This window comes from Pseudomonas lundensis (genome assembly GCF_002269125.1).
GTDB classification, from domain to species: domain Bacteria; phylum Pseudomonadota; class Gammaproteobacteria; order Pseudomonadales; family Pseudomonadaceae; genus Aquipseudomonas; species Aquipseudomonas lundensis_A.
In genome coordinates, this window is the sequence record NZ_NQKI01000001.1 from 121,266 (window position 1) to 136,516 (window position 15,251).

Genomic DNA, 15,251 nt, shown 5'->3' on the forward strand with positions numbered 1-15,251 from the left:
CCTTGCAGCGCTTGGCTGATCTGTTCGGATGAAAGCTCTGGGGGCATGACGACACACTCTGGAATAGCACGCGATTCTAACGGAATTCCTCGCAGCTTTGCGCAGGCAATCCGACGCAATGCGGTGAATCAACCAAGCCCCGCGTACGCGTCTAGGGCTATAATCGCGCCCTTTTCAATACCCGGAGCGACGTCATGTCCCTGCCAAGCCTGCGCCTTAAAGCCAACGCCGATCGACGCCTGCGCGCCGGCCACTTGTGGGTCTACAGCAACGAAATCGATGTAGCCACAACGCCGTTGCACGGTTTCAAGGCTGGCGACCAAGCGGTGCTGGAGACTGCTGGCGGCAAACCGCTGGGCATCGTTGCCATGAGCCCGAACAACCTGATCTGCGCGCGCTTGCTGTCGCGCGACGTCAAAGTACCACTGAACAAGTCGTTCCTGGTTCACCGCCTGAATGTGGCCCTGTCGCTGCGTGATCGCCTGTTCGACAAACCGTTTTACCGCCTGGTGTACGGCGATTCCGATTTGCTGCCGGGTCTGGTGGTGGATCGTTTCGGCGACATTCTGGTGGTGCAACTGGCTTCCGCGACCATGGAACAGCACAAGGCTGACGTCATCGCCGCGCTGGTTCAAGTCGTCAAGCCGAGCGGCATCCTGTTCAAGAACGACTCGGCCGCCCGTGATGCCGAAGGCCTTGAGCGTTACGTCGAAACCGTGTTTGGCCTGGTGCCAGAGTGGGTTGCGCTGGAAGAAAACGGCGTGAAGTTTGAAGCCCCGGTGATCGCCGGACAAAAAACCGGCTGGTTCTACGACCACCGCATGAACCGTGCGCGTCTGGCGCCGTATGCCAAGGGCAAGCGCGTTCTGGACCTGTACAGCTACATCGGCGGCTGGGGCATTCAGGCCGCCGCTTTCGGCGCCAGCGAAGTCATGTGCGTGGATGCGTCTTCGTTCGCACTGGACGGCGTAGAGCGCAACGCGGCACTCAACGGTTTCGCTGACCGCGTGACCTGCCTGGAAGGCGACGTGTTTGAAGCGCTCAAAGAGCTGAAAGCCAACGAAGAGCGTTTCGACGTGATCGTGGCCGACCCACCAGCGTTCATCAAACGTAAAAAAGACCTGAAAAACGGCGAAGGCGCCTACCGTCGCCTGAACGAGCAAGCCATGCGCCTGCTCACCAAAGACGGCATTCTGGTCAGCGCATCGTGCTCGATGCACTTGCCGGAAGACGACCTGCAAAACATCCTGCTGACCAGCGCCCGTCACCTTGACCGCAATATCCAGTTGCTGGAACGCGGCAGTCAGGGCCCGGATCACCCGGTACACCCGGCGATCCAGGAAACCCGCTACATCAAGAGCATCACCTGCCGTTTGCTGCCAAACAGCTAAGTAACGACGCTTCCCTGACCGCTGCCAACGGTGGCGGTCAGGGGTTCATTTTTACGGCTGCGGTTCGCGATCCAGCTCCGGATTCAGCTCGGTTGAGCCGATCTGCAACGCTTGATAGCGGGGTTTCACCACCTTCACCTGCCCCTCGCGAATCTGCTCGATCATCTCCAGAGGGCTGTCGCCACCTTCATAGGTGCCTGCCCGTTTCCATCGCCCTTGGGCGTCACGCGTGAAGAAATACAACGGATCAGACCACTTCTGTTTCGGCAGTTGCAGCACCTCCATCTGACCGTCCTGATTCAGGTCTACCGCCCACAACACGCACCCCGGCGCCCAGCAGGGCTGTCCGCCAATTCCCGGCTCGCCAAATTGCTCACTGCCTTCGACTTCAGGGCCGATCCATTCCAGCACCCGGTCATTCGGCGCGCGCACACCGTTGCCCATGTCCGCATCCTTGAGACGCTTCAACAGCACATCACGTGCTGACGCAGACAGCACCTGACCTTGCTCCACCTGCGCCCGCAGTGCCTCAAAAGCCTGTTTGCCGGGAGGCCCCAGTCGATAACGCAAGGTGTCTGCATCAAAGGTTTCGACGGACGACTTACCGCTCAATACTCGGTTCACCTGATTCTGCGCACTGAACTGCAACGGGCTGAACCACGGCGTATGAATCGCCAGTAACAGCAGCACGCTCAAGAGTGCAATCACTGGGTTGCTAACACGTAAACGCCACAACCACTGACGCTGCGGCAGCACCACTGCCCAAGCCGCTGCAAGGCTGTGCACCAGCATCACGGCCACCAGCAGCATCGCCAACAGGCGGCTCGGCGTCAGGCCATATTGTTCAATTCTTAACCAGGTCGAATACCCGGCCAGCACCACCAGAACCGGCAAACACAACAGGCACAGGTCGATCATGCGCAACAGCCACGTCGGGTAGCCGATCTCGTGTTCGCCGTCCTGTACCACGCCGTTGAGCAAGAACAGATTAACGGCCACCAGGCACACCATGATCGGCGTTGAATACCCTGTGTCCCAGATCGGCTCCAGCCCGGTGAAGGGCAATGCGAACGTGAACACCAGGGCAATCAAAGCGCCGAGTGGCAGCAAGAAGCGGCACAACGTGAGCAGAATGCCGCGCAGCAAGCCGATCACCCGATCATTGTCGCGGCCCATCTTCAAGCCCAGGGCAAACACCATGGCCGTGCTGATGTAGATAAAACCGTCGGTGGAGAACACTTTGTTCAATGCCACAATGCCGAGCATTTTGAACAGGCTGCCCCACAGCAGAATCAAGGCCCAGAACACCCCGTTAAGCAGCAACCCCAGCAACACAATGAAGACGGTGTCCCACGCGTGGCGGAATAAATCTTCGTAGCGCGGGTAACGTCCTTCGCGGGTTGGCCAACTGAGGATGAAGGCCGTGCAGATGTAGGTGATCACGACGGCGAAACAGGTCCAGCTACCCGTCAGCCAACTGCTGGAACGCCACTGCTCCCCACCCTCCCAGAACACCCAGGCACTGATGGCGCTCATCACGGCGGTCAATCCGAGTACAAGCCAGCCGGTGCCGCGGTGACGCACGTTATCGCCCAGTAGCAGCAGGTTGATCCCGCCCACCAGCACCGCGGTCACGAGTGCGAACTTGATGCCGTTTTCGGTGATGGAGCGAGCGAGCCAGAGCAACACTCCCTGCACCAGACCAATGGCCAGGCAGGCCTTGATGGAGCGCGTAATGACCATCTTTCAAAATCCCTGTAAGGAAAGCACCCCGCCACTTTAAGGCGTAACCCACCAATCGCCTACACAAGCTGCGTTTATTAAAACGCCCCGGATATAAACAGCGATTTAACCCTTACATAAGATGAAACTTACGCAAAAGCGGGCAATGCCCCACTTTATATAACATTGTTGTTTTTCATTAAGCAGCTAGTTTTAACCAAGTCACTGAGCGAACACCGCAGTACTCAGCGACTGCACTTACGCACTGAAGTCACCCACTTTTAAGTAAGGAGCAATACGATGAAAGCCATTACGCTGGAAACCAACAAAATCGCCAACCTCGCTTGTTTGGCGGTTACTCAGCGCTAACGCAACGTCGCTGACTATGAAGCCGGGGACATCCGACACCCCGGTTTCATTACCTTCTCAATTCAGAGCTGTTGATCCATGCATATAAATCCTTATTTATTTATATTGGCCCGATCACCGCACCATATTGTCTGGAATTATGCCAATCACACCCAATTTGAACTCGACTTCCATTACAGCAAACGATTAACCCAACTGATTACTTGCCCGGAACTGTTCGACCCTGACAACCGGATTGATCAAGACTTTTTAGCCGCGTCCATTATCACGCCGGATGAAATGCCGGTGCCTGAATGGGGCTGGGACGAACTGTCCATGATCTTTCATATCGGCACTAAAAACCTGCCGCAGGAACACATCCCTCAAGATGTCCATGAATGGGCCTCGCAGTACCTGGCACATTGCAATGAGGTCCTGAATAGCCCGGCCCCTGCGCCCAACCGGGTCGACCCACATAACGCGCCCCTGATTGCGTTACCCGTATGCAGGCCTGCCGACACGTTGAAAGGCACATTGTCGGCGGCGCTGCTCAACCGCAAAACCTCACGCGCCTTCACTGAGCAAAGCCTCACGCTTACCCAACTCAGCTCGCTGCTTTATCTGTCGCTGGGGTATCTCAACGAGCGCCGGGGCGAGGTCAACCCCACGCTCCCCTTGGGCATGGAGTCGCGCCGCAGCAGCCCTTCAGGTGGTGGGCTGAACGCGTGCGAAGGTTACGTCTATGTCCGGCATGTGAACGGCCTGAAACCCGGCATTTATGCCTATTCAAGCGATCTGCATGCTTTGAGCCTGATCAACCCGCTGCCGGAAGAACCGCTGGGGCAACTGCTGTGCGGCCAACACTTCATCAACTCGCTGCCCGTGGGGTTATTCATTACTGCGCGCTTCGACAAGTTGTGGTGGAAGTACGAGCATTCTCGCGCTTATCGAATGGCCTACGTCGAAGCCGGGCATATCTCTCAGACATTTCAGCTCGTCGCCACACAACTTGGGCTCAATACCTGGCTAACCGGCGCCCTGACCGATGACCGGGTTGAAGCACTGCTGGATATGGACAACAGTCCCGAACAGCCGCTGTTCTTTGTGGGTTGCGGCAAAGGTGACGGCCAAGTGCAGTGCCCGGAACTGGTCGCATTAATCAAGCAGGAGGAATCGACGTTGTGAGCGAATCCACGTCCCCGAAAAGGCTTGCCGCGAGCCCCCCATACACCTTGCCTGACTGGGACAACAAGGCCAGCGTGCGCCTGGATCGAACACCTTACTCGCTGCCTGCCGACCTGGAATGTCAGCTGGGCGAGCGTCATTGGTTTGTACCCGCGTTCATGCCTTACCTCGACCACCCGGACATCGTGCAGGCAGGCCAGTCAGTTGCGCGGCGCCTTGAAGCCAATCAACTGGTGTATTTCCTCGACCACACCACGGTGCTGGAACACAAACTGGTGAACCGGGCGGTCGAAACCCTGATTCATAACGAACTTGGCGTTCACGTGCCCGCGGCGATGAAGAACGCGGCCTTGCAGCTTTATATCGACGAGGGCTATCACGCGCTGTTTTCCTGCCAGATCGCAGAACAGGTAGCCGACCTGTACGGGATAAACAACCGCTCGCGCCCCGCTCATCGTATCCAGCGCCTGCTGCATCAAATAGAGGTATGCCGCCCGGCTGACAGGCCGTTGAACTGGTTTTTGATCGGCTTTGTGTCCGAGACGATTATTGCCAAAGAGCTGTTGGGCGCCATCCATGTACCGCTGGTTACCACTGTTTTGGACATGTTCAAAAGCCACCTGGGGGACGAAGCACGGCACAGTCGTTACTTCAGTGAAGTGTTCGCCCATGTGTGGTCACGGCTGGATGACGTTCAACGCGCCCAAGCCTCGACACAATTACTGATCCTGCTTGGCATCTTTTTCGAGAGCGACACCCGCTGGCTCAAAGAAAGCCTCAGCAGTGTCGACCTCAACCCTGCCACCATCGAGCAGATCACCACCCACTTGCAGCAACCCGCCGTTCATCAGCAGCGCGTGCGTGCGGGGTCCAAAGCCACAGTGCTGGCGTTGGCCAATGCCGGTTTTTTTAACTGTGATCACAATCGACGCCTGTTTATGAGTGCAGGGTTTATGGATGCCTGAAACCCCCGCAACCCGACCGGGACTGGCGATTGTGCTGTTGCTGAGCATGGTGGTGCTCGGGGTGTTCCCGCTGGATGTGGTGTTGCCCTCATTTCCCGCCCTGGCTGACTTCTTTGAACGAACACCGGGCGATATCGCACTGTCCATCAGTCTGTTCGCTATCGGTATTTCACTTTCACAACTGCTCATAGGCCCGCTTTCAGACCGCATCGGGCGCAAATCCTTGTTGCTTGCCGGGATGGCTTTGTCGATTCTGGGCGCGGCGGGTTGCGTACTGTCCACCCATTACACGGGATTCCTGTTTTTTCGGTGCATGCAGGCCGTCGGGTGCGGGTGCTTTGTGTTGTCTCAAGCCTTGATTCAGGACCTGTTTATAGGCAAGCAACGTGACCAGTTGCGCATCCTGATGGTCACCGCCAGCGGGCTGGCGATTTCGCTTTCGCCCCTGGCTGGCACCGTGCTGCAAGAGGCATTCGACTGGCCCGGGAGCTTCGGGGTGTTCATTGCGCTGGGTTCAATCGTATGGGCCATGGCGTGGAAGCACTTAAGAGAAAACCCTGCTCGCAAGCCTTCGACCCTCGGCCTGCTGAAGGCGTACGCCATGGTGTGCCGCAATCCCACGTTCATCAGCTACTGGTTGATAGCGGCCATCGCGTTCGCCTGCCACTTTTCATTCATCGTCATTTCACCCTTGTTGTTTCTGGAACAACTGCACCTGTCCAGCTACACCTACTCACTGATTTTGCTGGTGTATGGCGCGGCCTATGTCGGCGGCGGCGTGTTGGCTCACGTCCTCGGCAAACGCATCAGGGCGAACTGGCAGATCATTACCGGGCTGTTGTTGATCGTCCTGGCAGGGGGGTTGATGTGGCTGCTGCACCGCCATACGGGCTTGACGGTTTTTAACGTGTTGCTGCCCATGATTGTCTGCACCACGGGCATCACCCTCGCCCGGCCAATTGCCACCTCGCGGGCCATGGACGTTTTTCCTGATCTGGCAGGCACTGCGTCGTCAGCCGGCAGCGCGCTGATCTTCATCTGCGGCGGGGTTGTCAGTGCCTGGGTCAACCTCAGCCCGGCCAGCCTGCAAGTGACACTGGCGATCACCTTTATGGCGCTGGGCCTGATTGCGTTGGGCCTGATCTTGTCCACTCGCCGACGCCAGCGCGCACAACACCCTGCATAGCCCCCTCCTCTGTGGCCCGTGTGTCAGGCCCATTCCCTCCGCACGCCAGCCGTGTAGAATCGACGCATTCATCGCCAATCATCCCCGGCGGGTTTATGAGCTCAGGCCCAGACGCGCGGCGATCCCGCAGCGTTAACGGCAGCTTGCTGACACGTAGTCATTTTCTGTGTTGTCAGTCAGCAATTAGAAGCTCACTTCCCTGTTTGTTACCTGATTAGCCGCCCGGAGTTGCTCCATGCCTGACTATCGTTCGAAAACCTCCACCCATGGCCGTAACATGGCCGGTGCCCGCGCTTTGTGGCGCGCCACGGGGATGAAAGATGCCGACTTCAAGAAGCCGATCATCGCCATTGCCAACTCCTTTACCCAATTCGTGCCGGGCCATGTGCACCTCAAAGACATGGGCCAACTGGTCGCCCGCGAGATCGAGCGTGCAGGCGGCGTCGCCAAAGAATTCAATACCATCGCGGTGGACGACGGCATCGCCATGGGCCATGACGGCATGCTCTATTCGCTGCCAAGCCGCGAGATCATTGCCGACTCCGTGGAATACATGGTCAATGCCCACTGCGCCGACGCCATCGTGTGCATTTCCAACTGCGACAAAATCACCCCCGGCATGCTGATGGCCTCGTTGCGCCTCAACATCCCGGTGATTTTCGTCTCCGGCGGGCCAATGGAGGCGGGCAAAACCAAGCTCGCCAGCCATGGTCTCGACCTGGTTGATGCCATGGTGATAGCAGCCGACTCCAGCGCTTCTGACGAGAAGGTTGCCGAGTACGAGCGCAGCGCTTGCCCGACGTGCGGTTCATGCTCCGGCATGTTCACCGCCAACTCGATGAACTGCCTGACTGAAGCCCTCGGTTTGGCACTGCCGGGTAACGGCTCGACACTGGCCACCCACAGCGACCGCGAACAACTGTTCCTGCAAGCGGGCCGTACCATCGTCGACCTGTGCCGCCAGTACTACGTCGAGAACGACGAATCCGTACTGCCGCGCAACATCGCCAACTTCAAGGCCTTCGAAAACGCCATGACGCTGGACATTGCCATGGGCGGCTCGACCAACACCATCCTGCATTTGCTGGCCGCTGCCCAGGAGGCCGAGATTGATTTCGACCTCAAAGACATCGACCGCCTGTCACGCCACGTGCCGCAGCTGTGCAAAGTGGCGCCGAACATTCAGAAGTACCACATGGAGGACGTACACCGCGCTGGCGGGATTTTCTCCATCCTCGGCTCGCTGGCCCGTGGCGGTTTGCTGCACACCGACTTGCCGACTGTGCACAGCAAGACCATGGCCGACGCCATCGCCAAGTGGGACATCACCCAGACTGACGATGAAGCCGTGCACACGTTCTTCCGCGCAGGCCCGGCCGGCATCCCGACGCAAACCGCGTTTAGCCAGTCAACCCGCTGGGACACGCTGGACGACGACCGCGAAAACGGCTGCATTCGCAGCGTCGAACACGCTTACTCCCAAGAAGGCGGGCTGGCCGTGCTGTACGGCAACATCGCGCTGGATGGTTGTGTAGTGAAAACCGCCGGGGTCGATGAGTCGATTCACGTGTTCGAAGGCAACGCCAAAATTTTCGAAAGCCAAGACAGCGCCGTGCGCGGCATCCTCGCGGACGAAGTGCAGGCGGGCGACATCGTGATCATTCGCTACGAAGGCCCGAAGGGCGGGCCGGGCATGCAAGAGATGCTCTACCCCACCTCGTACCTCAAATCCAAGGGGCTGGGCAAAGCCTGCGCCTTGCTGACGGACGGCCGCTTCTCGGGGGGTACGTCGGGCCTTTCCATCGGCCACGCCTCACCGGAAGCCGCTGCCGGTGGCGCAATTGGCCTGGTACAGGACGGCGACAAAGTCCTGATCGACATCCCGAACCGCTCGATCAATTTGTTGGTCAGCGACGAAGAGCTGGCGGCGCGCCGCGTCGAGCAGGACAAAAAAGGCTGGAAACCGGTCGAAGTGCGTCCACGCAAAGTCACCACGGCATTGAAGGCATACGCCTTGCTCGCCACCAGCGCCGACAAGGGCGCGGTACGTGACAAAGCCTTGCTGGACAAACTGGTGCCGTAACTCGCCTCGCTCTACCCAACAATCCCGGCCATGTGCCGGGATTTTTAATGAACGGCCAAAAGATGTTCACCCTTGCAACGAAGAGCATCCGGAAAAGATGTGCCCTGCCTGGCATGCTCTGGATTGAAAGCTCATCGTCAGTTCTTTGTTTGAATTTCAGGAATCCCTCGACCGTGCGCTTACGTTCCCTCTGACGACACGTCAACGCAGCGCCGATTTCTGAGTCGTCTGACGCATAGCCGCTATGCTTCTCTATAAGCGACACGAGAGGCACAAACAACCTTCGCACTGTCGACAGTCTTATGCCTAAATCAAAGGTAGTCATTCCAGAACGGTATATTTCTAGCTATATCAACCTGTTAGCATTTCCGGTTCGAAATTGTTACATCCCAAGACTGGTACAAGTCGCCCCTCGGAGCTTTCATGAATTACCCGCTGATCCTCAATCTGCTGGTGTTCCTCGCGTTGCTGTTCGGCTTGTCGCTGACCCGCCACACCGCGTGGAGCCTTGCTAAAAAAGTCCTGCTGGCGCTGGTTGTCGGTGTGATTTTCGGTCTTGGTTTGCACTTTATCTATGGTGCTGAAAACCCTACCCTGAAAACGTCCATCGGCTGGTTCGATCTGGTTGGCAGCGGCTATGTGCAGCTGCTGCAAATGATCGTGATTCCGCTGGTATTTGCGTCGATCCTGAGCGCCGTGGCGCGGCTGCATAACGCGTCGTCGTTGGGCAAGATCAGCTTTTTGACCATCGGCACCCTGCTGTTTACCACCATGATCGCAGCGCTGGTGGGCATCGGCCTGACCAACCTGTTCGGCCTCACGGCTGAAGGTCTGGTGGCGGGCGCTGCGGAGATGAGCCGCCTGCAGATCATTCAAAGCGATTACGCAGGGAAAGTGGCCGACCTGAATGTGCCGCAGTTGCTGCTGTCGTTTATCCCGCAAAACCCGTTTGCCGACCTGGCCCGCGCCAAGCCGACGTCGATCATCAGCGTGGTGATCTTCGCTGCATTCCTGGGCGTTGCCGCGCTGCAACTGTTCAAGGATGAGCCGGAAAAAGGCAGCAAAGTGCTCAATGCCATCGACACCCTGCAAGCCTGGGTGATGCGTCTGGTACGTCTGGTCATGAAACTGACCCCGTACGGCGTGCTGGCGTTGATGACCAAAGTGGTGGCTACGTCGAATTTGCAAGACATCATCAAACTCGGCAGTTTCGTGGTGGTGTCTTACATCGGTCTGGCGCTGATGTTCGTGATTCACGGGCTGATCGTGTCATTGTCCGGGGTCAACCCGCTGCGTTTCTTCCGCAAGGTCTGGCCGGTGCTGACGTTCGCGTTCACCAGCCGTTCAAGCGCAGCCAGCATTCCGTTGAGCATTGAGGCGCAAACCCGTCGCTTGGGGATTCCGTCGTCCATCGCCAGCTTTGCGGCCTCGTTTGGCGCGACCATCGGTCAAAACGGCTGTGCCGGTCTGTACCCGGCCATGCTGGCCGTGATGGTTGCCCCGACCGTGGGCATCAACCCGCTGGACCCGCTGTGGATTGCGACGCTGGTGGCGATCGTGACGTTGAGTTCAGCCGGTGTGGCGGGCGTAGGCGGTGGCGCAACGTTTGCCGCGCTGATCGTACTGCCCGCGATGGGCCTGCCCGTGTCGCTGGTGGCGTTGTTGATCTCGGTTGAACCGCTGATCGACATGGGCCGCACAGCCCTGAACGTGAGCGGCGCCATGGTGGCCGGTACGGTGACCAGCCAGATCATGAATGAGACGGATAAAGCCATCCTGGCTGAAGACGATCATGGTGAGCTGGCGCACGCGTAAGGTTTGAACCTTGCCCCTCTCCCATAAGGAGAGGGGCTTCAACGTCTGCTTAAGCCCTTTCCCACACTTCAAAACTGAACGCCGGCTTTCCGTCTTCAGCTGCATGCGGTTCATTCGACACCAATGTCCACTGCGACTGATCAAATTCTGGAAACCAGGCATCGCCTTCCGGGCTCAGGCCCACACGCGTCAGGTACAACCGGTCGGCATCCGCCAGCCCCTGGGTGTACAGCTGCGCACCGCCAATCAACATGACTTCGCTGACACCTTGTTCAAGTGCCCAGGCTTGTGCGCGCGCCACTGCGTCCTCAAGGGAGGGGAATACTTCGGCACCTTCAAGTTGCAACCCGGTCTGACGACTGACGACAAGGTTCAACCGGCCCGGCAACGGGCGGCCCAGCGAATCCCAGGTTTTACGCCCCATGATGATGGGCTTGCCGAGGGTGGTGGCCTTGAAATACTTGAAATCCGCCGGCAAATGCCACGGCATGCTGTTATCGACGCCGATCACGCGGTTTTCACCGAGGGCTGCGATCAGGCTGAGGGGGAGTGTTTTTTTCATGGCGGCGAGGATACCAGAGCGACCCGCGCCCGCAGTACCCCGTCCGGCGCCGCAGCGGTTATGCTCTTGGCTCACTTGAATGGATCGGCCTGTGACTCAACTCTCTCCTTTGCAACGCCTTTGGCTGACTGAAACCGTGCGTTTGCGCGAAGCACATGCTGGCCCGCTGGATGATCAGGAGGCCAACCGCCGCGCCCGCAGCACCGGCGGTGACTTGCCCGCTCGCCTGGAAAACCGGGCGCTTTGGCTGGCCGAGCGCGATGGTTTACTCAGCGCCATGCAGCATTGGCTGCAAGGCGCGCGGCTGGCACTGTTGGTGCTCGCGGTGATGGCTGTCGTCAGCGGTGCCGGGCTGGCCTTTGCGGCGCTGGGCAATGGCCAGACCCCGGTCAACGTGTTCTGGGCGCTGGGCAGTTTGCTCGGGCTCAACCTGATCCTGCTGCTGAGCTGGGTGGTCGGCCTGGTGTGTGCCGGTGAGCACGGTGCGGGCCTGGGCCGATTGTGGCTATGGCTCAGTGAAAAACTCGCCCGCGATGCCAAGGCTGCACAGCTTGGCCCCGCGTTAGTGCTGTTGCTGCAACGGCGCAAGCTCAATCGCTGGGCCGTTGGCGCGCTGGTCAATGGCCTGTGGCTGCTGGCGATGCTCAGCGCACTGGTGATGATGTTGCTGCTCATGTCTACGCGCCGTTACGGGTTTATCTGGGAAACCACAATCCTTGGCGCCGATGTGTTTGTCGCAGCCACACGGGCGTTGGGTGCATTGCCCAACTGGCTGGGTTTCAGTGTGCCCACCGTGGAGGTGATCCTCGTCAGCAACGACAGCAGCCTCTACAACAACGAACTGGTCCGTCAGTCCTGGGCGATCTGGCTGGTCGGCGTTGTCCTGATTTATGGCGTGATTCCGCGTCTGCTGCTCTACGTGTTTTGCCGGTGGCGCTGGAAGACCGGGCGCAACACGCTGCGACTGGACCTCAACCTGCCCGGCTACAGCCAGTTGCGTGAAGCCTTAATGCCGAGCAGCGAGCGCCTTGGCGTCAATGACATCGCCCCCGAGCAGTTGCATCACGTACAGGCTGGACGTTCGGAACTACAAACCGATGGCGCACTGATCGTGGGCATCGAACTTGACGACCAACAACCCTGGCCACCCACCTTGCCCGCCTCGGTCAAAGACGCAGGCATTCTCGACAGCCGCGAGTCACGGCAAACCTTGCTTGAGCAAATGACCCGTTTCCCGCCTGCGCGCCTGGCGATTGCCTGTGACCCCCGGCGCTCCCCGGATCGCGGCAGCCTGGCCCTGATCGGTGAACTGGCGCGCAGTGCCGCCGCCACCCGGGTGTGGTTGCTGCAAGCCCCGCCCGGTCAGGCGCTGGACGCCGAGCGCCTGAGTGACTGGCACGCCGCGCTGGAGCAACTGGGCCTGCCCTTTGCCGCCAGCGCGCCCTTGAACTGGCTGGAGACAGGTCATGACTAAGCCGCTCACACTGGCCGTGGTCGGCCACACCAATGTCGGCAAGACCTCGCTGCTGCGTACCCTGACCCGGGATGTCGGTTTCGGCGAAGTCTCCCATCGCCCCAGCACCACCCGCCACGTCGAAGGGGCACGCCTGTCGGTGGACGGCGAACCGCTGCTGGAGTTGTACGACACGCCGGGGCTGGAAGATGCCATCGCGCTGCTCGACTACCTTGAGCGCCTTGACCGCCCCGGTGAACGCCTGGACGGCCCTGCCCGGGTGGCGCGCTTCCTTGAAGGCAGTGAGGCCAGACAGCGTTTCGAGCAAGAGGCCAAAGTCCTGCGCCAACTGCTGGCCTCGGACGCCGGGCTCTACGTGATCGATGCCCGCGAACCCGTGTTGGCCAAATACCGTGATGAACTGAGTGTGTTGGCCAGTTGTGGCAAGCCGTTACTGCCGATACTCAATTTCGTCAGCAGCCCGCAGCAGCGCGAACCCGAATGGCGCGACGCGCTGGCGCGCCTCGGTTTACATGCGTTGGTGCGCTTCGACAGCGTGGCGCCGCCCGAAGATGGCGAGCGGCGTTTGTATGAAAGCCTTGCGCTGTTGCTGGAGCATTCACGCGACGCATTGCAACGCCTGATTACCGATCTTGAAGCCCAGCGACAAGCGCGCAAGCACAGCGCGCTGCGGCTAATTGCCGAACTGCTGATCGACTGCGCGGCGTGTCGACGCAGTGTGGTCAGCGACAAAACGGCCGAGCAGGATGCTATCCATCAATTGCGTCAGGCCGTTCGCCAGCGTGAACAACGTTGCGTGGAAGCCCTGCTCAAACTCTACGGTTTTCGTACCAGCGACGCGGCCGCTGGTGATTTGCCGCTGCTGGACGGCCGCTGGGGCGATGACCTGTTCAACCCCGAAACCCTCAAACAACTGGGGGTGCGCGTGGGCGGCGGCATTGCCGCAGGCGCAGCAGCGGGTGCAGGCGTGGACTTGATGGTGGGCGGTCTGACGCTGGGCGCGGCAGCATTGGCCGGGGCCATTGCAGGCGGTGCGCTGCAAACCGCGCGCAGTTATGGCAGCCGGTTGCTGGGCAAAATCAAAGGCCAGCGCGAACTGACCGTGGACGACAGCGTGCTGCGCCTGCTGGCCTTGCGCCAACGCCAATTGCTGCATGCGCTGAACGCCCGAGGGCATGCAGCGGTTGACAGCATCAAGGTGGCGACACCGCAGGAGACCACCTTGCGCGAAGGCAAACTGCCAGAAGCACTGAGCAAGGCCAGGGCGCACCCGCAATGGTCCTCACTCAATCCGCACCCCAAACTGAGTCAGGCTGAGCGTCAGGAGCAGATTGAAGCGTTGGCCCAACACATCTGAGCCAAGGCACCTCACGCCTCCAGCAGCATCCGGGCGATATTGCGCTCGGCCATGGCGGGCCCGATGCTCATGCCCACCCCGGTGTGCATGAGCGCGGCATGCAGGCCCGGCGCCACGTCCAGCCATGAGAACGGTCTGACCCCTTTGGCCCCATACACCCCTTGCCAGCGTTCAACGACCTGCACGCGACAGCCGAGGGTTTCCTCACACAGTTGTAGCATCCAGTTATCGACCTGTTCGCCGTTGAAGGGCGATGGATCGTCGCTGTACTCATGAGAGTCCCCCACAATCAAATCGCCATAAGGGGTCGGGCTCATCAGCAGGTGAATCCCGTGATCATCCAGATGAGGGCTGTTGCACAAAATTTCCTCCTGCACCGCAGCGGCCTCGGGCAAATCGGCAAACGCCCCGTAATGCACACAACTCAACCCCGTGAGCAAAGCATGTTGCAGGTTCAACGCCACCTGCGGGCGCACCCGTAACATTTGCAGGCGACAGACTTGAGGCGTCAGCTGCGCCATGGGCTCTGCAAGCAGGGTCTGGTAATCGTGGCCCGAACAGACAATCACCTGCGCGCCTTCAAAGCTGCCCGCAGTGGTGTGGACCGCGCCCGGCTCGACGTCGCGTACCAGGGTTGAGAAATGGAACTCGACGCCGAGCGCGTTACCCAGGTACTCGATCAACGCCGGGATGGCTTCACGGGAATAGACTTGTTGATCGTCCAGGCCATGCAAAGCGGCGCGATGATGCTTGAACTGGCCGCCATACAAATGGCTGAGATCACGGGCGCCGAGCAATTCGACACGGTAGCCCTGTTCTTGGGCGCGGCCCTGACAGAACGCATCGAGCAGGTGTTCTTCGGCTTGCGTGCGGGCGAACAGGTAAGAACCGTTGCGCTTGAGGTCGAAGCCCGCCTGCCGGGACCAGTCGACCCAAATGCCGCGACTGGCGCGGGCCAGCTCCAGCATCACGCCGGGCGGCTGCCCCGTGACCAGCGCCTGGCCGAAGTTGCGCACCGACGCACCCAGTGGCGTGGCGGTGCGTTCGAAAACCCGCACGTTTAAGCCGCGCCGGGCAGCCGCGTAGGCGTGGGACAGGCCAAGAATCCCGGCGCCGACGATCAGAATCGTGTTGGAAACGGACATAGCGAACTCCTTGGATGG

At 59.6% G+C, this 15,251-nt stretch carries 11 protein-coding genes; 8 read left to right on the forward strand and 3 right to left on the reverse strand.

Annotated features, from left to right (window positions below; all coding sequences use genetic code 11):
• Positions 1–194 precede the first annotated feature (194 nt).
• A complete protein-coding gene (locus tag CJF39_RS00585; RefSeq protein ID WP_094991677.1) occupies positions 195–1,391 on the forward strand; it encodes a class I SAM-dependent rRNA methyltransferase in 1,197 nt (398 codons plus the stop codon).
• Between the two features lie 51 nt (positions 1,392–1,442).
• Here CJF39_RS00585 and CJF39_RS00590 read toward each other — a convergent pair whose 3' ends face one another.
• Positions 1,443–3,134, reverse strand: coding sequence for a DUF4153 domain-containing protein (locus CJF39_RS00590; RefSeq protein ID WP_094991678.1), 1,692 nt, complete (start codon positions 3,132–3,134; stop codon positions 1,443–1,445).
• A 426-nt stretch (positions 3,135–3,560) separates the two neighbouring features.
• Here CJF39_RS00590 and CJF39_RS00595 point away from each other — a divergent pair, with 426 nt between their 5' ends.
• From CJF39_RS00595 to CJF39_RS00615, 5 genes are all read left to right on the forward strand, one after another.
• A complete protein-coding gene (locus tag CJF39_RS00595) occupies positions 3,561–4,646 on the forward strand; it encodes a SagB/ThcOx family dehydrogenase (protein ID WP_094991679.1) in 1,086 nt (361 codons plus the stop codon).
• Positions 4,643–5,611 (forward strand): diiron oxygenase, encoded by a 969-nt coding sequence (locus tag CJF39_RS00600; protein ID WP_249275303.1) that lies wholly within the window; start codon positions 4,643–4,645, stop codon positions 5,609–5,611. The genes CJF39_RS00595 and CJF39_RS00600 overlap by 4 nt, the downstream gene beginning before the upstream one ends.
• A complete protein-coding gene (locus CJF39_RS00605; RefSeq protein WP_094991680.1) occupies positions 5,604–6,797 on the forward strand; it encodes an MFS transporter in 1,194 nt (397 codons plus the stop codon). The genes CJF39_RS00600 and CJF39_RS00605 overlap by 8 nt, the downstream gene beginning before the upstream one ends.
• Positions 6,798–7,032: 235 nt before the next feature.
• Complete coding sequence (ilvD, locus tag CJF39_RS00610) at positions 7,033–8,880, forward strand: dihydroxy-acid dehydratase (RefSeq protein ID WP_094991681.1); 1,848 nt, start codon at positions 7,033–7,035, stop codon at positions 8,878–8,880.
• 423 nt (positions 8,881–9,303) lie between these two features.
• Complete coding sequence (locus tag CJF39_RS00615) at positions 9,304–10,695, forward strand: L-cystine transporter (RefSeq protein WP_094991682.1); 1,392 nt, start codon at positions 9,304–9,306, stop codon at positions 10,693–10,695.
• A gap of 49 nt (positions 10,696–10,744) precedes the next feature.
• Here the strand turns inward: CJF39_RS00615 and CJF39_RS00620 are convergent, their stop codons facing one another.
• Positions 10,745–11,257 carry a dihydrofolate reductase gene (locus CJF39_RS00620; RefSeq protein ID WP_094991683.1) on the reverse strand — a complete coding sequence of 171 codons (513 nt, stop codon included), beginning with the start codon at positions 11,255–11,257 and terminating at the stop codon, positions 10,745–10,747.
• 91 nt (positions 11,258–11,348) lie between these two features.
• Here CJF39_RS00620 and CJF39_RS00625 point away from each other — a divergent pair, with 91 nt between their 5' ends.
• Positions 11,349–12,731, forward strand: a complete 1,383-nt coding sequence (locus tag CJF39_RS00625; RefSeq protein ID WP_094991684.1) for a DUF2868 domain-containing protein — start codon at positions 11,349–11,351, stop codon at positions 12,729–12,731.
• The gene (locus tag CJF39_RS00630; RefSeq protein ID WP_094991685.1) at positions 12,724–14,088 is read left to right on the forward strand and encodes a GTPase/DUF3482 domain-containing protein; all 1,365 of its coding nucleotides are present in this window, start codon (positions 12,724–12,726) and stop codon (positions 14,086–14,088) included. Before CJF39_RS00625 ends, CJF39_RS00630 begins: the two co-directional genes overlap by 8 nt.
• Positions 14,089–14,099: 11 nt before the next feature.
• On the opposite strand, the gene CJF39_RS00635 is transcribed toward CJF39_RS00630, so the two are convergent.
• Positions 14,100–15,233, reverse strand: coding sequence for a TIGR03364 family FAD-dependent oxidoreductase (locus CJF39_RS00635; protein WP_094991686.1), 1,134 nt, complete (start codon positions 15,231–15,233; stop codon positions 14,100–14,102).
• Positions 15,234–15,251 lie beyond the last annotated feature (18 nt).